The following is a 17023-nucleotide window of genomic DNA, read 5'->3' as shown; positions in this document are numbered from 1 at the left end:
CACGGTAAGGAGCACCTGACGCCGCGTCAAGGCCGAATTCGGCCTAGATGTCCGGTTGCTCTATCAGCGTCGGTGAGCAGTGTGGCCAGGGCGGATGCCGGGTCGTGTTCGGGGACGCCGTGCGGCCACCAAGTACCGTCCTCGGGGTCGCGGCGGTACGGATACCAGCGATGGTCGGTCCCGAGGCGGACCTGGACCCCCTCGGCTTCGGCGGTCCAGCGGTTGCGCCAGAGGCGCAGTGTGGGCGGGTCGCCGTCGGCGGTCCAGTCATCAAGTGATTGGCGGGCGCGGGCCTTGTCGGCCGCGGTCGGCGCCCAGGGGGTCTCCAGGGTGGAAAGCCCGGCGGTACCGCCTTGGCGCCAGGCGAGGATCGACATGGCCATCTGGACGTCGCCGAGATCGTAGGCGAAGAGGACACGTTCGAAGACCTCTTCGGAGACTGCCTCGTCCTCGTCCGCTGCCATGCGCACGGCGTCTTGCCAGGTGGTCAGCTGGGGAATCAGCGGTGTCGCGGCGGGCTCGTCGAGCCCGCTGTACAAGGTAAGGAGGGTGTGGGCCCGGCCGGCCGTGTCGGCGACGAGGCGTTCCAGGGCGATGGCGTCGATGGTGCCGACGGCTTCGCCGGTCGCCGCGGCCAGCACGGGAGGCTGTCCGGGAACGCCGGAGGCGGCGGGGATTTCGAACGCGGTGATGCTCGCGAGCAGTGCGGCGGTGCCGCTCGGTGCCGCGCTGAAAGCCTCGACGGCGCTGACCCCCACCGCGCTCGGGGTTTCCGTGCCGAGCCGGCCGGAGCCGCTGTCGTGGGCGGTAGCGGTAGCCGTTGTTGCTGCTGCTGCGGTGACTGCGGCGACTGCGGCGTTGCGGGTCCGCAACTCCTCCATCAGCTCCTGCTCGCCGCGTCCGCGCAACAGCAGCAGGACGAACGGATCGGTGTCCAGCAACCGGGCGATCTGGTAGCACAGCGCGGACGCGTGCTTGCACGGCCAGCCCCAGTCAGGGCACGAACACTCGGGTGAGAGGTCGCCGGCGGCGGGCAGCAGCCGGACTCCGGCGGCCTTCGCGTCGTCGAGCAGTTCCGGCGGCATGTCCTTGTCGAGCAGCGCGGCGATGTGCGCGGCCCGTGCGGCGACAGCGGTCAGGAGACGATCCCAGTCCGCGTCGCTGAGCTGTTTCACCTCTACCGTCGAGGTGTAGGGACGTGGCCGGCTGCCCTGCACTTTCGCCGTGGCCAGGCCGGGGGTGACGGTGATGTCCTCGACCGCGCCCCGCCGGGCGTAGGTGCGGCCGCGGGTCAGGCGTGCGGCGTCCATGGACGTCGTCTCCAGCGCGTCCACCCAGGCTTGTCCCCACCATGAACCGGCGAACGCGGAACGAGAGCCGACCGCCGGAGGGAAGGCCGGGAAAGACCGTGTGCGCCCGTCATCGGGGCCGGCTGCCTTCTTGCGCGGCGCCATTATCGCCCTCTCGTGAGCGTGACCAGGTCGGCGAGTTCGGCGTCGGTCAGTTCGGTGAACGCCGCCTCGCCACCGGTGAGCACGGCTTCGGCCAGGTCGCGTTTCTCTTTCAGGGCCGTGGCGATCCGGTCCTCCACGGTGCCCTCGGCGATCAGGCGGTGCACCTGGACCGGCTGGGTCTGGCCGATGCGGTACGCGCGGTCGGTGGCCTGTTCCTCCACCGCGGGGTTCCACCACCGGTCGTAATGGATCACGTGTCCGGCTCGGGTGAGGTTGAGCCCGACGCCGGCGGCCTTCAGCGACAGCAGGAAGACGGGGACTTCGCCGTCCTGGAAGCGGCGCACCATATCCTCCCGGGTGCGAACGGGCGTCTGGCCGTGGAGGAACTGATTGGCGATCCCACGGTCGTTCAGGTGCCGCTCGATCAGCCGGTTCATCGCCACATACTGCGAGAACACCAGCACCGCACCGTCTTCGGCGACGATCGTCTCGACCAGCTCGTCCAACAGCTCCAGCTTGCCGGAGCGGCCCGGCAACGCCGTCTTGCCCGGGGCTTCCTTCAAATACTGCGCCGGGTGGTTGCAGATCTGTTTGAGTGCCGTCAACAGCTTGAGGATCAGGCCTCGCCGGTCGATGCCGGAACTGCCCGCGATCTGGTCCATCATCTCGCGCACGAACGCCTCATAGAGCACCGTCTGCTCGCGGGTCAGCGCCACCGGGTGGTCGGTTTCGGTCTTGGGCGGCAGCTCCGGGGCGATACCCGGATCGGACTTGCGCCGGCGCAGCAGAAACGGCTTCACCAGCGTGGCCAGGCGCGCGGTGGTCTGCGGGTCGTGGTCGGCCTCGACCGCCTTGGCGTAGCGGGAGCGGAACGTCCGCAACGGGCCGAGCAGGCCCGGGGTGGTCCAGTCCAGCAGGGCCCACAGCTCCGACAAATTGTTCTCCACCGGGGTGCCGGTCAGGGCGATCCGAGCCTGGGAACCGATGGTGCGCAAGGCTTTGGCCGTGTGCGAATAAGGGTTCTTCACATGCTGCGCCTCGTCGGCGGCGAGCAGGCCCCAGCCCACGCCGTCGAGCCGTTCGGCGTCGATCCGCGCGGTGCCGTAGGTGGTCAGGACGAATTCCCCGTCCCGCACCGCTTCGACGTCGCGGTCTGCGCCGTGGAAGCGGCGAACCGGGGTACCCGGGGCGAAACGCTCGATCTCCCGCTCCCAGTTGCCCAACAACGACGTCGGGCAGACCACCAGGGTCGGCCGCGCGGTCGCAGGATCCTGCTGTCGCCGCAGGTGCAGCGCGATCAAGGTGATCGTCTTGCCCAGGCCCATGTCGTCGGCCAGGCAACCGCCCAGGCCGAGCGTGGTCATCCGGTCCAGCCAGTCCAGGCCGCGCAGTTGGTAGTCGCGCAGGGTCGCCCGCAACGCCGCCGGCTGCCCGATCTCACCGTGCCCGCGGTCGGGTTCGGCGATCCGGGCCTTGAGGTCGGCCAGCCAGCCGTTCAGCTGGACCGGCACGGTCTGGCCGTCCGCTTCGGCCGTCCCGGTCAGCGCGATCCCGAGCGCGTCGATCGCGCCGACCGGCGCCAGCTCACGCTGCCGGGCCTTGCGGGTCAACGCCTCATCGACCACCACCCACTGATCGCGCAGCCGCACCAACGGCCGGGCCGCCTCGGCGATCCGGTCCATCTCCGCGGCGGTCAGCGCTTGCCCGCCCAGGGCGAGCTCCCAGCGGAAGGCCAGCAGCGAACCGGCGTCGAAGTACGAGCGCAGATCCGACCCGGGCCGCTTCGGCGTGTCCAGCACCGCCCGCGCCGTCAGGCTCCTGGCCAGTTCCTTGGGCAGGTGGACGTCGACGCCGGCCGCCGACAACCGCGGCGCGGCATCCCCGAGCAGGTCGAAGACCTCGTCGTCGGAAAGCTCCAGGACCGCCGGCACCGCGGTGGCCAGCAGCCGCGCCAACGGGGGCCACACCCGCGCCGCCCGGCGCAACGTCAGCAGCACCTCGATCTGCGTTCGGGCCCCGGCCTGCCGGTCCGGGCCGGTGAGCAGCGAGGGCCACGCCGCCTCCACGTCCCGCACCGCCGTGGGATCGGCCAGGCTGTGCAGCTGCGTGACCGCCAGGAACCCGCCTTCGGAATCGTGGGGCATCTCAAGGCGCAGCGACACCCGGGCACCGGCGTCGATCCCCGCTGCGACCTCGCCCGCCCAGCTCCGCAGCTGCGGCACCGACTCGGCGCCGGCGGCCGCGAAGGCGCCGCCACCGCCCACCATCCGCGCCGCACCCGGCGTCCGCGGCAGCACATCGGCGACGGCGTCCAGGAACGTCCGAAGCAACGGCTCGCTCTCAGGCAGCAAGACCGTGCCCTCGACGGCTCCGGGAACCGGGACGGCCCGAGCCGCCGGCGGCATGAGCGCGGCCAGGTCCCGGACCCGTTGGACGTCCTCACCGTCGAACGGCCCGATCCGCCAGGCGTCGTACCCCGACGGCGAGACCCCCGGCAGCAGACGGCCACGGGCGACCAGCCCCAACGCGAGCACCGCGGCGGTGCCCCAGAACACGGACGCCGGATCGGCCGCCGCCGACGGATCGTCCAACGCCAGCTTGCGCGCCTGGGCCAGGACCGGGACCGCGGTCTGGACCGGCAGCACCAGCGCCGGCGACGAGCGCAGCACGACCTTGGGACGCTTGCGCGGGGCACCGGACTTCGTCGTCGTCACGAACTCCGCGACCGTCACCTCGCCGCCGCCGTCCTCGCCGACGAAGGCCACCCGGCTGTCCCGCGGCGGGTCGGCGGGAAGAAACACGGCAGGACGGGATGCCAGAGCCCGCGCCGCATCGACGGAGACGTGCCGCTGCGCCGCCGCCGGCTCGGCATCGTCGTCGACGATCACCACACGCCTGGCCACCATTATTCCTCTCGCCGCACGACTCTCGATCCGGCTGTTCCGACGCCAGTCAGCATTATCTCTTGGCCTGGATTCGGTACCGGCCCTTACCCGGCTACACTCCGCAATCAGGTTGTGCCGACCTCGCGCATGGCCTGTCGAGGCAGGCCGAGAGGGCGGCAGACGGATGGAACCGACCGAGCAGGAGACTCTGACTACACAGCTGACTCCGACCGAGCAGCTGATCCAGTTCGAGTGCGCGGTCGAGCATCTGATCCACGTGCGCCCCGACGAGTACACCGTCGCCCGGGTCGTCTCCGAGGAGGTCGGCGAGTTCACAGCGGCGGGTGCCGCCTTGGCCGGGGTGCAGCCCGGTTCGGTGGTCCAGCTGTCCGGTCGCTGGGTCCGGCACCATCGCTACGGCGACCAGTTCGTGGCGGCGTCCTGCGAGTGTGTGTTGCCCTCGCACGTGCGGGGCATCCGCATGTACCTGGGCTCCGGACTGATCCGGGGGATCGGGCCGAAGCTGGCCGCCGCGATCGTCGAGCAGTTCGGCGAGGAGACGTTGAAGGTCATCGACGCCGATCCGAACCGGCTGCTGGAGGTGCACGGGATCGGCGCGGGCCGCCGCGACAAGATCGCCGCCTCGTGGATCGGGCAGAAGGTGGTCCGCGACCTCATGGTCGTCCTGCAGGGATTCGGGATCTCGCCGCTGTTGGCCACGAAGGTCTACATCGAGTTCGGGGCCGAGTCGCTCGCCGTCGTCCGGACCGACCCGTATCGGCTGATCGAGAAGGTCCGCGGGATCGGCTTCGCCGCGGCCGACAAGATCGCGCTCGCGTCCGGGATCCCGGCGGAGAGCCCACAGCGTTTGCGGGCCGCGCTGCTGGACCGGTTGGAGGCCGCCCGCGGTGAGGGCCACTGTTATGTCCTGCGGGCCCGGCTTCTGCTCGCGGCCCGTCGCCTGGTCGGGCAGGAGCACGACCTGCTCGCCTCCGCGTTGGAGACATTGGTCGCCGCCAGAGCCGTCGTCATCGAACCTGATCCGCGCGAGCCGGACTCCGACGAGCCTGTGGTCTTCTCCCGGACGCTGCATTCCACCGAACGCTCGCTGGCGTCCTTCCTCGCCCGACTCCTCGCGGCCGACTCCGACCTGCCCCCGGCGGTACGCAAGCGGGCCGAAGCATCGGGCGGCGCTGACCCGCACGCCGCCAACCTGCACGCCGCCGACCCGCACGCCGACTCGCACGCAGACCAGCGCGCCGACGACCTGCACGCCGACCAGCGCGCCGCGGTGGCGATGGCGCTGACGTCCACGGTCTCGGTGCTCACCGGCGGGCCGGGCTGCGGCAAGAGCCACACCGTGAAGGCCATCGCCGCCGCCGTGCGCTCCGGCGGCGGCAGGGTGACGCTCGCCGCGCCGACCGGCAAAGCCGCGCGGCGGCTGGCGGAGCTGACCGGGATGCGCGCGATGACCGTGCACCGCCTGGTCGCCGACCTGCCCGAGGCCGATCCCGACGCACTGTTCGACGACGGGCCGATGATGGCCGACCTGATCGTCGTGGACGAGGCCTCGATGCTGGATGTGTTCCTGGCCCGCAGGCTGGTCAAGCTCACTGTGCCCGGCACGCATCTGCTGCTGGTCGGCGACGTCGACCAGCTCCCGTCGGTCGGCCCGGGCGCGGTGTTGCGGGACATCCTGGCCGTACCCGGCGTGGCCCGCACCGAGCTGACCCACGTCTTCCGCCAGGAGACCGGCTCGACCATCACCGCCAACGCCCACCAGATCCGGCGCGGCCGGATGCCCGAGGACCGGGACCTGCACAGCCACGACTTCTGGTTCGTGGACTGCGACGACCCGGCCGAGGTCGCCGCACAGGTGGTGGAGCTGGCCTGCGCCAAGATCCCCGCCAAACAGGGCGTCCCCGCGGCCGACGTCCAGGTGCTGGCGCCGACCAGGCGCGGATACTGCGGGACCGTGGCGCTGGGCCGGGCCATCCAGGAGCGGCTCAACCCGGCGGCCGAGGACAAGGCCGAGTACTGGTCCGGGACGTCGGTGTTCCGCGTCGGCGACCGCGTGATGCCGATCAGGAACAACCCTGACAAGGGCAGCGCCGGTGTCTTCAACGGCACGGTCGCCGTGATCCGCGGCATCGACCCGCAGGGCCGCCTGGTGACCCTGCACACCGACGACGGCGACATCGCCGTGTACGACTTCGACGAGCTCGACCAGCTGCTGCACTCCTACGCCATCAGCATCCACCGATCCCAGGGCAGCGAGTACCCGTACGTCGTCGCCCCGCTGGTCACCGAGGCGGGCGCCCTCATGCTGCACCGGAACCTGCTGTACACCATGGTCACCCGCGCGAAGAAGACCATCGTCGTGGTCGGGCAACGCCGCGCTTTGGAGATCGCCGTCCACAATGCCGGACGAGCCCGCGACACAGCTCTGGCGCTACGGCTGGAGACCGCGTTGGAAGCTTCGGAGACAAGCTTTCGGTAGCGCCCTGCCGTTGTTTGCCATTCCGTGATCTCCGAGCTCTGTCGCAATGCACTGTTCATCGTCAGAATCAGCGACGCAGCGGGATGATCCACCGCTGTGCACACCGTGGGCGCCGCCACCGTCGGCACCCGCGGGTGCCGCTTCGACGAAGGAAGCTCAACGTGGCAAACCCCACAAACGCGTCCTCTGGGCTCAAGGGACCGCACAAGGGCGGGCGTGTCGCCGCCGTCGTCTCGGTGGCCGGCACGCTGGCGGCCGGCTCGATGTTCCTGATGGGCGCCGGGGCCGCGCACGCCGCCACCTCCGATGTGCTGGCCGGTTCGAAGCCGACGTGGGCATCGGCCGGCGCCGACCGCGGCTCGGCGCCGGCCGCGGCGCCGCTGGCGGTGCGGGTGTACCTGGCCGGGCGGGATCCGCAGGCTCTGGCCGCTTACGCGCGGTCGGTCGCCGATCCCAAGAGCGCGGCGTACCGGCACTTCCTGACGCCGGAGCAGATCCAGGCGCGGTTCGGCGCCAGTGCCGAGCAGGTCGCGGCGGTCAAGACGTGGCTGAGCGGGGCCGGGCTGACCGTCACCGGGCAGACCGAGGACTACATAGCCGTGCAGGGCAGCACCGCGGCTGTCGCGGCTGCCCTGAACACCTCGTTCCACGAGTACGCCACGTCCGACGGCACGCTGCGCGCCCCCTCGCGCGACGTCAGCGTCCCGGCCGATGTGCGGTCCGCGATCATCGGCATCATCGGGCTGTCGCAGGACCGGACGGCCGACAAGCCGAACAACTCCGACGGCACCGACGCGAGCGACAAGAAGACCGTTTCGGTGTCCCCCGGCGGGGTCCCCTACTTGGGTACCCTGCCCTGCTCGGACTACCAGGGGCAGAAGCTCGCGACGAACCTGCCGTCGTTGAACGGACAGTCCGTGCCATGGGCGGTCTGCGGCTACACGCCGAACCAGGTGCGCGGCGCCTACGGCGTCACCAGCAGCGGTCTGACCGGTAAGGGCGTCACCGTCGCGGTCCTGGACGCCTACGGCCTGCCGAGCATGAAGGCCGACGCCGACGAGTACGCGGCACGGCACGGCGACAAGCCGTTCCGGGCGGGGCAGTACTCGGAGATCGTCACGCCGGGCCAGTGGACCGACACCGCCGCGTGCGGCGGCCCCGACGGCTGGGCCGGCGAGGAGGCGCTGGACGTCGAGTCGGTGCACGGCATGGCGCCGGACGCGAAGGTGCTCTACATCGGCGCGAACTCCTGCTTCGACACGGCCGGCGGGGGTGTCGCGGCCAACGGCGGCCTGCTGGACTCGCTGCAGCTGGTCGTCGACCACCACCTGGCGGACATGGTGTCCAACTCGTGGGGCGAGCTCATGCACTTCCTGGACCCGTCGGGCAACCCGGTCGACATGGACCCGTCGCTGATCAACGTCTACGAGCAGACCTTCCAGAAGGGCGCCGCGGAGGGCATCGGCTTCTACTTCTCGGCCGGCGACTGCAGCGATGACAACCCGGCCAGCAGCTGCGGCTCCGGCGCCGGATCCTCCCGGGCGCAGGCCGAGTACCCGACCTCCTCCTCGTGGGTGACCTCGGTCGGCGGGACCAGCATCGCGATCGGTGCGGACCAGCGGATGCAGTTCCAGACCTCGTGGCAGTCCTCGGCCTCGTCGCTGGCGACCGGCGGTTCGGCCTGGACGCCCGCGTCGTACCTCTACGGCGGTGGCGGCGGTACCAGCGACGTGTTCGCGCAGCCGTGGTACCAGAGCTGGACGGTCCCGGCCTCACTGTCCAGCACGCTGCTGAACGGCACACCGACCTCGCCCAAGCGCGTGGTCCCGGACGTCGCGGCCTACGGCGACCCGAGCACCGGCTTCCTGCAGGGCTACACCCAGCAGCTGCCGGACGGCTCCACCGGCTACGCCGAGTCCCGCATCGGCGGCACCAGCCTGGCGGCCCCGACGTTCGTCGGCATCCAGGCCGACGCGCAGCAGGCCCAGCGCGCGCCGATCGGTTTCGCGAACCCGGAGATCTACCTGCGCGCGGCCTTCGGCCTGTTCACCGACGTGACCGACCACCCGCGCACGAACTCGCCGCTGGCGGTGGTGCGCGGCACCGCCGCGGACCCGTCGCTGCGGCTGTTCGGCGAAGGCGTCGACCTGCACGCGACGAAGGGGTACGACAACGCGACCGGTGTCGGGAGCCCGAACGGCCGGTACCTGGAGTCGTTCGAGTAAGCGCCGAGATCATCGGCGATCGAAGGGCGGATCCGCCGCCGACAAGACCGGCGGATCCGCCCTTCACGAGTACCACCGAGCCGGCTGACCCGATCGCCGAATCAGCCGGTCAGAGTGAACATTCGCCGATTTCGGCACGGTGCCGGCACCGGCAAGCTCAGACAGCTTGCCGGTACCGGCAACCTCAGACAGCTCCCTGATACTCGGCCAGCAGATTCGCGCACCGGATCAGCCCGATGTGCGAGTAGGCCTGCGGATAGTTGCCCAGCGAGCGCTCGGCGACCGGGTCGTACTGCTCCGGCAGGAGGCCGGTCGGGCCCGTCGCGTCGACGATCTGCGCGAACAACTCCTCCGCCTCGTCTCGCCGCCCGGCCAGCAGATAAGCCTCGATCAGCCACGCCGCGCAGATGTGGAAGCCGCCCTCGCCGCCGGGCAGGCCGTCGTCGCGCCGGTACCGGTACACCGTGGACCCGCTGCGGAGCTCCGCCTCTATCGCCGTCACCGTCTGCTGGAAGCGCTCGTCGGCCGGGTCGATCAGGCCGGACAGGCCCACGAACAGCGACGCCGCGTCCAGGTCCGTGCCGTCGTAGGCGGTGGTGAACGCCTGGACCTCGTCGTTCCAGCCGTGGTCGAGGACGTCCGCGCGGATCGTGTCGCGCAGGACCGACCACTGCGGCGGCATCTCGCGGCCGAACCGCTCGCCGAGCTTGACGCCCCGGTCCATGGTTACCCAGCACATCACCCGCGAGTAGACCCGGTGGCGCGGCACGTGCCGCTCCTCCCAGATCCCGTGGTCGGCCTCGTCCCAGCGCTGCGAGACCGCCTCGGCCATCGCCTGCACCATCCGCCAGTCCTCGTCGCGCAGCTCGCCGCGCACCTCGGCCAGCGTGCTGACCAGCTCCACCACCGGGCCGAAGACATCCAGCTGGACCTGGTGGTTGGCCAGGTTGCCGACCCGGACCGGCCGCGAACCGGCGTAGCCGGGCAGCGACTCGATCGTGGCCTCGGCGCCGATCACGCTGCCCGACAAGGTGTACAGCGGGTGCAGCCACTCCGGCCCGGCGAGCGTGCCGAGCACGCCGTGCAGCCAGGTGAGGTAGCCCTCCGCCTCCTCGACCGAGCCCAGGTGCACCAGCTCCCGCACCGTCATCGCCGCGTCGCGGATCCAGCAGTAGCGGTAGTCCCAGTTGCGGACCCCGCCGATTTCCTCCGGCAGCGACGTCGTCGCCGCCGCCAGCACGCCGCCGGTGTCGGTGTTGACCAGCCCGCGCAGCGTCAGCGCCGACCGGAGCACCAGCTCGGGCAGCACGCCGGGCAGCTTCAGCGTCGCCGCCCACTCGCTCCAGTACCGGCCCGCGCGCGCCCGTCGTTCCGCCTCGGGCGTCTCGTGCTCGTCCAGTTCGGCCGTCCCGCAGCGCAGCTCGAACACGATCGGGTTCCCCGCCGACGGCCGGATCACCGCGGACGCCGTCTCGTGCAGCCCGTCGGAGGTGATGGTCCACTGGACGCCCGGCGCGCGCAGCACGAACGGCTCGGAGGTCCCGTGCACCTGGAGGCCGTCGGCCTCCACCGCCAAGCGCACCGGGACACCGCCGAACTCCGGACGCGGCGCGAAGGTCACCGAGGCCTCGGTGTCGCCGGCCACCACCCGGACCAGGTCCGTGCGGTGCGGCGGGGTGTCGAGCTCGAGGTAGTCCGTGACCAGCAGCCGCGACCAACGGGTCTCCACCGTCATGGTCCTGGGCAGGTAGCGCTGGCCCAGCGGCAGGCCGTTGTGCCGGGGGCCGATGGCGAAGTGGCCGGCGCCGGCCCCGCCGAGCAGGTCGGCGAACACCGCGGGGGCGTCCGCGCCGGGGTGGCACATCCAGGTCAGCTTGGCGTCCGGTGTCACCAGGGCGACCGAGCGCTCGTTGGCCAGCAGGGAGTGCCGCTCGATCGGGTGGGAGGACTGGCCGTAGAGCCAGTTCCGGCGCTCCTCCAGCAGGAACGCGAGCACCACCGGGACGTCCGCTGTCTCCGATAGGCGGTAGGCCGCGAGTGTGTCCCCGGGGCCCACCTTCACGCCGACGTCCGGACCGGACAGCCGGGCGAACGCCTTCTCGTCGGTGACGTCGTCGCCGAGGAAGATCGCCGCGGTGGCGCCGACCTGGTGGCGCAGCACGTCCAGCGCGTGGCCCTTGTCGGTCTCGACCACCGAGAGCTCGATGACCTCCTTGCCGACGGTCGTCGAGACGCCCGGCCAGGTGGCCGGCCCGGCGTGCACGCTGGCGAGCACCTTGCGGCCGGCCTCGTAGTCGGCCTGGCGGACGTGCACCGCGATGCTCGCCGGCTTGACCTCCAGATTCACCCCCGGCACGTCGATGACCAGCCGCTCCAGCTCGGCGCCGAGCTGCCGGTGCAGCGCCCGGGCCTCCGGGGCGAGCTCGTGGACGAAGCCGATGTCGAACTCGGAGCCGTGGCTGCCGACGAGGTTCACCTCGGCGGGCAGCCGGGACAGCGTGGCGAGGTCGCGCAGCGCCCGGCCCGAGATGACCACCGTGGTCGTCTCGTGCAGGGCCGCGAGCGACCTGAGCGCACCCACCGACTCCGGCAGCGGCCTGGCTTCGTCCGGGTTCAGCGTGATCGGGGCCAGCGTGCCGTCATAGTCGCAGGCGACCAGGAGCCGCGGGGTCCGGGCGATCTGGACGATCGCCCGCCGCAGCTCCGCCGGCAGGGCCTCAGCAGTCAACACTCCTCCTCAAAGAGTTCGATCACGGGTGTACGGCGCTCGGTTCTCCCGGCGCCGCACCCAGCGCCCGCAGGAACGGGTGCGCTCACCGGTCGATGTCATGGGTCACAGGACCTGACGCCGCACGGCGCGCACGCGACGACGGCCCTGCGCGGTATCGAGCGTAACTGCTTCCACGGGTGCGTCCTTCACGCCGTCCAGATCGTGCTGGAGGCATCATGGCATGCGAATTTTTCACCGCTGACCTCTTGGACGACACGAAGGCGTACGTGTTGCCGTCATCGAGCGCGCCACCCGCCGAATCCGCATCCCCCGGCAGCACGCCGCACCCTCCGGGGAATGGAAACTGCGCAGATGGCCGCAACCTTGCCTTCGGCAACGACAGGCGATCCGGCGACTGGCGCTGGCGCTGACGACCGGGGACCGGCGCTGACTGCGGGCGGCTTGGCGGACTGGCCGGGCTGGCGGACTGGCCGGACTGGCCGGACTGCCGGACTGGCCGGACTGCCGAACCGGCCGGACTGCCGAACCGGCCGGACTGCCGAACCGGCCGGACCGGCGAACCGGCGAAAAAGGCTCGCGCGGGAGCTGTCTGAACGCCGCTCAGCCGGCGCTGGAGTCCGGACCCTGCCAGCGTTTACCGCCGTGCCCGTGACCGTGGTCGGCATCCAATCCGGCGGCGATCCCGTCGTCGCCCTGGCTGAGCTTGAGCATCGCCCCGGCGATACGCGTCGCGAGCACGCCGGAGATCGCCGAGGGCGCCAGCAACGGTTCGCCGTCGATGACTCCAGGCATCGGGCCGTCGGTCGCGGGTCCGAAGCCCGCAGGGATCACCGCGACCCGGCGTGCGCCCAGCTGCCCGCAGCGCTTGACACCCTCGGCGGGGTCGGGATCGCCGCCGCGGAAAGCGACTTCCACCCAAGGAACGTCCTCTTGGACCTTGACCAGATGGGCGATCCGGAACAGCTCGGCGTCGTCGTAGCGGTTGGCGGCGTTCGCGGTCAACAGCACCGCCAGGTCCGTCCCGCCGTGCTCTCTCGCGGCGCCGGCCACCGCCACCCGGAGCCATCCGGCCAGCAGGGGCGCGTTGCCGAACGGCTCGGCCAGCACCACCCGGCCGGCCGCCGCGCCGCCGGTCAGCGACGTGAGCGTGCGAGCGGTGTCGGCGACCAGCAGGGGATCGCGCCCCAGCGTCATCGGCACCACACACACCGGTAGATCGGTGCTGTCAAGAGCCTGACGTACGGTCGCGTCCAGCGCCCTCCGCGCCGACGACGCGCGCAGCAGCGGCCCGTGCTCGGCCAACGGATCCACAGCCACGCCGGCGCCGGCCTCATGGCCGCCGACGACTATCACGGCGGCCCGCGCCGCATCCGCCTCCACGCCGACCGCCATCAGACCCCGGCTGCCGCGTGGGCAGTCTGGCCCATGCCGCGGACCCGGCGCCCGGCGACAGAACCGGCGACAACGCACACGCGGAACTCGTCGGCTTCGCGGGGGGACATGTTCATGCTTCCTCGCATTCGGATGGCGCTGTGCCCGGCCGCTAATGTCCGCCACAGCACGTAGTAAACGCCGACGCGGGACCGCACCAGGTCGGCGCACCGAACAGCCTAGTCGACCCACAGGTTCGCAGTAGACGGAGATGCTCGTATCGCGGCACGAGGTGGCTGGCACAAGCGCCTGGCGAACAACAGGGAAACTGGGAGCAACGTTGTCCACGGCCTATTGCCAGACAATCGGCTTCTTCTCGTAGTTCTGCACGGACTGGCCTACCCACATTGCCTTAACCGCCGAGGTGTCGCCGGCATCCTGCAGGAAGATCGCGCAGCCGTCCAGTGTCGACCCGGCCGGCTGGTTGTTCAGATGCTCGGTCAGCGCAGGCTCGCAGGGGAAGTTCGGCGTGTCGTCGAAAGGATTGAAGTTGAGCACGTTCATCCCGCCGAGCAGGTGGTCCGGATCACTGCCCAGAATCAGGTCCTGAGCTTGGATGCCGGTGGTGGCGGTGGCATCGGTCTTGGTAATCCGATAGTGCACGTAGTAGGCGGTCTTGCCGGCCACCTCCTCCGGATGCTGCAGCTGCTGGAAGTCCGACATGTTCGCTTTGCTGACGTCCAGGACGGTGATCCCCTCGGCGGCGGCACCCTTGTCCTGACTGATACGGACCGTGGCCATGGTGCCGAACGGCAGCGCGGTGCCAGGCTTGGTGTCCCCAGCCGGGACGCTGGCTTCCGAGCCGCTGGAGCAGCCGGCCACGGTGCTGAGTGCGGCCGCGGCGAGGAGGGCCGCTGTGGCGGGCTTCCATGCCCACGCGAGTTTTGCCATGGCCGCAGTAGAGCAGAACGGTCCGAGGACCGGTCCTGGGACAGCGCCACGGGATGCGGGTGAGGTGATCGCGTGTTAGAACGCCAGTCCGATTGAGAGGCCCGGCGACATCAGCGCCCCGCGCCTGGCTTAATTGACCAGTGGACTACGGACACTCAGACGCCGCGACAGCGAAGCACGCCCAGCGCCTGTTCGCGTTCCTCGCCGAGTCGAGCGAGCTGCGCACCAGGCCTATGCGGACCCTTGACGCCGCGCGCCGGATCCTGTGGTTCGACGATTTGCCCGGCGATTTCCCGGGGCTGCGCACCTTCGCCGGCGGCAGTACCGCGGCCGCCGACATCGGGTCCTGGCTCACCCTGACTCGGGTCGACCTGCCGGATCCCCCGCCGGTCCCGGCGCGGCTCGCCCTGTGGCTGGACGCCGCCGCCGTCCGCGACTACACCGCCGAGCGGGCCCCAGAGCTGCGTCAGCGGCCCGCCGATGTCCCCGACGACGCCATGGACGAGGCCCAGCGCGTCGGCCTGCGGCAGGCCGTCGAAGACAAGCGGGCACCCTGCGATCGCTGCGGCGAGCTTCGGCTTGTCAGTGTGTCTCAACCGATTAGGCGTGTCTCAACCGATTAGGCCCGATCGGCGGTTGCGATCTGGCTAGGTTTGTCATGCCGGGTGGTCGGCCCGGTAGCGTAAGGCCGCCCTAGAACCCGAGCGTTGCCCGAGGGCAGGTATCGGACCGGTTGAGGACGCAGTGATCACGCTTTCCCGCTGGCCGCTGCGGATCGCCTTCTCGATATCCTGATTCAGGAGGGGGTGGCGGGTCGCATGTCCGAAGCGGGACAGGTCATCGCTGGGCGTTACCAACTGCTGAGCATGCTGGGTTCTGGCGGTATGGGGCGCGTTTGGCGGGCGCGTGATAAGGCGTTGGACGTGCACGTGGCGATCAAGGAAGTCCAACTGGATACCGGTATTCCGGCCGCTGAGCGCGATGAGCTGCTGGCAAGGGCGCAACGTGAGGCGCGGAACGCGGCGCAGTTGCGCGACCATCCGAATGTCGTGGCGGTCTACGACGTGCTGATCGAGGACGCTCGGCCCTGGATCGTCATGCGGCTGATCCACGGCATGTCTGTCGCGGACCTGCTGGCTCAGCACGGCTCGGTATCTGCCGAGGCGACCACGCGAGTGGCGCGGGCACTGCTCGACGCGCTGAATGCGGCGCACAAGGTCGGGATCGTGCATCGTGATGTGAAGCCGGGAAATGTCCTGCTGACCGAGGACGGCAGGGTGCTACTGACAGACTTCGGGATCGCCCGGCGCTCCGGTGACACAGCGATGACCAGCACCGGAAAGTTCATCGGCTCGCTTGAGTACATGGCTCCCGAGCGGATGCGCGGCACGCAGGAAGAACCTTCGAGTGACCTGTTCTCGCTCGGTGTCACGCTCTACCACATGGTCACCGGCCGTTCACCGTTCCGGCGGGACAATCCGGCCGCCTCGATGTCCGCGGTGCTTGTCGACGAACCGTCGCCGCCGGAGCCTCCTGGCACGTTGGCTGAGCTGATCATGGCGCTGCTGGTGAAGGACCCGGCTGAGCGCCCCTCCGCGGCGCAGGCCATCTCGATACTCGCGGCCCCGCAACAACCGCCGGCGCGACCGAAGAAGGTATTCGATGCACCGGCGGTGATCGCACCTGCCTCAATGCCGACACGGCTGCTCCGGACGATCAAGGGGTACAAGGGAAGCGTGCTCGCGCTGGCGTTCTCGCCCAGTGCCAGGTTCCTTGCCGCAGCGGGCACCGACGGCATGGTCCGATTGTGGGATCCGGCGAAGGGAATTCTCGTCCGAACGCTGCCGGGACACCGAGGTGAGGTTCGCTGCGTAGCGTACAAGTGGGACGGTTCTCGCCTCGCCACGGGAGGCGAGGACGCGACAGTCCGGCTGTGGAATCCGGCGAACTCCAGGCACCGCGAGCTGAACGGCCACGCTCTCGCTGTCACGGCGCTTGCATTCAGTCCTGACGGAAGACTCCTGGCCAGCGGCGGGTTGGATGGCAGGGTGGCGCTGTGGAACACCCAGACCGGAGCCCTGGTCAGGGTCCTGACCGAGCATTCAGGTGAGGTGCAGGCGGTGTCCTTCTCGCCGGATGGCACCGTACTGGGCGCGACCGGAGGGAAGAGCCTGTTCACCTGGGATCCAGTCACCGGCAACCGGCTACGGAACGTCCGCTTTGAGGATGCTGACCTGTCATGCTTCGCCTACGGTCCGGGCGGAGAGGTGGTCTTCGCCCGTCGGCACAGCGGTCGCCAGTACCTCGCCGCGATACGTACCGGAGGTCGACCCGAGCCGCTCACTGCCCAGATCAAGGATCTATGTTCAGCGCGGCTGAGTCCTGACCGCCAGACAATTGTCACCAGCGCCGGTTCAGGCACGGTGCACCTGTGGCAGGTAGCGAACCGCCACTTGGTGGCGAAACTCGACGCACACCGCGATGCCAAGCATCCCGGGCCGGCACTCGATGCCGTACTGAGCCGTGGCAATGCCCTGCTGGCGATCAGCGGTGGCAAAAGACTCTGGATTTACGCACAGCCTCAATGATCGTCCGCGCGTGATCGGCGTCGTGTCGGCTCGTAAGCAGCGCCAGCTGTGTGGGACCCTGCGCATGTGCGGGGAGTGCTTCGCGACCACCACCTCCATGCCCACGTGGAAGGGACCATCCCCGCGCGCGGGAAGCAGAGATCCTCAAATTAAACATGCGTCGGAAACCTCGATACAGAACACCGCCGGTCGCCACGTCTACGTGGTAAATCGGTGAGGCGTGCCCTTCCCGCTCCTCATCAGAGGTGCTCACGAACATGGTTTCGTCGAGGGCGATGACGCGTCAGGTCGGCAGGGCCGAGTAGCGGTATGCGGTGA

The 17023-nt window shown here is 70.2% G+C and carries 9 protein-coding genes; 4 read left to right on the top strand and 5 right to left on the bottom strand.

What is annotated here, in order from left to right:
- Positions 1-26 precede the first annotated feature (26 nt).
- The gene (locus KGQ19_RS10630) at positions 27-1334 is read right to left on the bottom strand and encodes an SWIM zinc finger family protein (RefSeq protein WP_212008929.1); all 1308 of its coding nucleotides are present in this window, start codon (positions 1332-1334) and stop codon (positions 27-29) included.
- 119 nt (positions 1335-1453) lie between these two features.
- The gene (locus KGQ19_RS10625; protein ID WP_212008928.1) at positions 1454-4360 is read right to left on the bottom strand and encodes an SCO1167/SCO6262 family helicase; all 2907 of its coding nucleotides are present in this window, start codon (positions 4358-4360) and stop codon (positions 1454-1456) included.
- 163 nt (positions 4361-4523) lie between these two features.
- Here KGQ19_RS10625 and recD2 point away from each other — a divergent pair, with 163 nt between their 5' ends.
- Both recD2 and KGQ19_RS10615 read left to right on the top strand, forming a co-directional pair.
- Positions 4524-6839 carry an SF1B family DNA helicase RecD2 gene (gene recD2 / locus KGQ19_RS10620; protein ID WP_212008927.1) on the top strand — a complete coding sequence of 772 codons (2316 nt, stop codon included), beginning with the start codon at positions 4524-4526 and terminating at the stop codon, positions 6837-6839.
- A 161-nt stretch (positions 6840-7000) separates the two neighbouring features.
- Positions 7001-9064 (top strand): S53 family peptidase, encoded by a 2064-nt coding sequence (locus KGQ19_RS10615; RefSeq protein ID WP_212008926.1) that lies wholly within the window; start codon positions 7001-7003, stop codon positions 9062-9064.
- Between the two features lie 184 nt (positions 9065-9248).
- Here the strand turns inward: KGQ19_RS10615 and otsB are convergent, their stop codons facing one another.
- The 3 genes from otsB to KGQ19_RS10600 all read right to left on the bottom strand — a co-directional run bounded on the left by otsB (position 9249) and on the right by KGQ19_RS10600 (position 14117).
- The gene (otsB, locus tag KGQ19_RS10610) at positions 9249-11792 is read right to left on the bottom strand and encodes a trehalose-phosphatase (protein WP_212008925.1); all 2544 of its coding nucleotides are present in this window, start codon (positions 11790-11792) and stop codon (positions 9249-9251) included.
- 603 nt (positions 11793-12395) lie between these two features.
- Positions 12396-13187, bottom strand: a complete 792-nt coding sequence (locus tag KGQ19_RS10605; protein ID WP_212008924.1) for a sirohydrochlorin chelatase — start codon at positions 13185-13187, stop codon at positions 12396-12398.
- Positions 13188-13517: 330 nt separating this feature from the next.
- On the bottom strand, positions 13518-14117 hold the full coding sequence (locus tag KGQ19_RS10600) for a hypothetical protein (protein WP_212008923.1): 600 nt from the start codon (positions 14115-14117) through the stop codon (positions 13518-13520).
- A gap of 140 nt (positions 14118-14257) precedes the next feature.
- Here KGQ19_RS10600 and KGQ19_RS10595 point away from each other — a divergent pair, with 140 nt between their 5' ends.
- Together KGQ19_RS10595 and KGQ19_RS10590 are read left to right on the top strand one after the other, a co-directional pair.
- Complete coding sequence (locus tag KGQ19_RS10595; RefSeq protein WP_212008922.1) at positions 14258-14740, top strand: hypothetical protein; 483 nt, start codon at positions 14258-14260, stop codon at positions 14738-14740.
- A gap of 195 nt (positions 14741-14935) precedes the next feature.
- Positions 14936-16705, top strand: coding sequence for a WD40 repeat domain-containing serine/threonine protein kinase (locus KGQ19_RS10590; protein WP_212008921.1), 1770 nt, complete (start codon positions 14936-14938; stop codon positions 16703-16705).
- The last annotated feature ends 318 nt before the right edge of the window (positions 16706-17023 follow it).

Source organism: Catenulispora pinistramenti, assembly GCF_018274385.1.
Classification (GTDB): domain Bacteria; phylum Actinomycetota; class Actinomycetes; order Streptomycetales; family Catenulisporaceae; genus Catenulispora; species Catenulispora pinistramenti.
This window is presented reverse-complemented; position numbering and strand designations above follow the sequence as displayed.

What these genes read in the sequence shown, in the direction of transcription:
- KGQ19_RS10625 (WP_212008928.1), bottom strand. Translation starts at nt 4,360, where the DNA reads ATGGTGGCCAGGCGTGTGGTGATCGTCGACGACGATGCCGAGCCGGCG.
- KGQ19_RS10600 (WP_212008923.1), bottom strand. Translation starts at nt 14,117, where the DNA reads ATGGCAAAACTCGCGTGGGCATGGAAGCCCGCCACAGCGGCCCTCCTC.
- KGQ19_RS10590 (WP_212008921.1), top strand. Translation starts at nt 14,936, where the DNA reads ATGTCCGAAGCGGGACAGGTCATCGCTGGGCGTTACCAACTGCTGAGC.
- KGQ19_RS10605 (WP_212008924.1), bottom strand. Translation starts at nt 13,187, where the DNA reads ATGGCGGTCGGCGTGGAGGCGGATGCGGCGCGGGCCGCCGTGATAGTC.
- recD2 (WP_212008927.1), top strand. Translation starts at nt 4,524, where the DNA reads ATGGAACCGACCGAGCAGGAGACTCTGACTACACAGCTGACTCCGACC.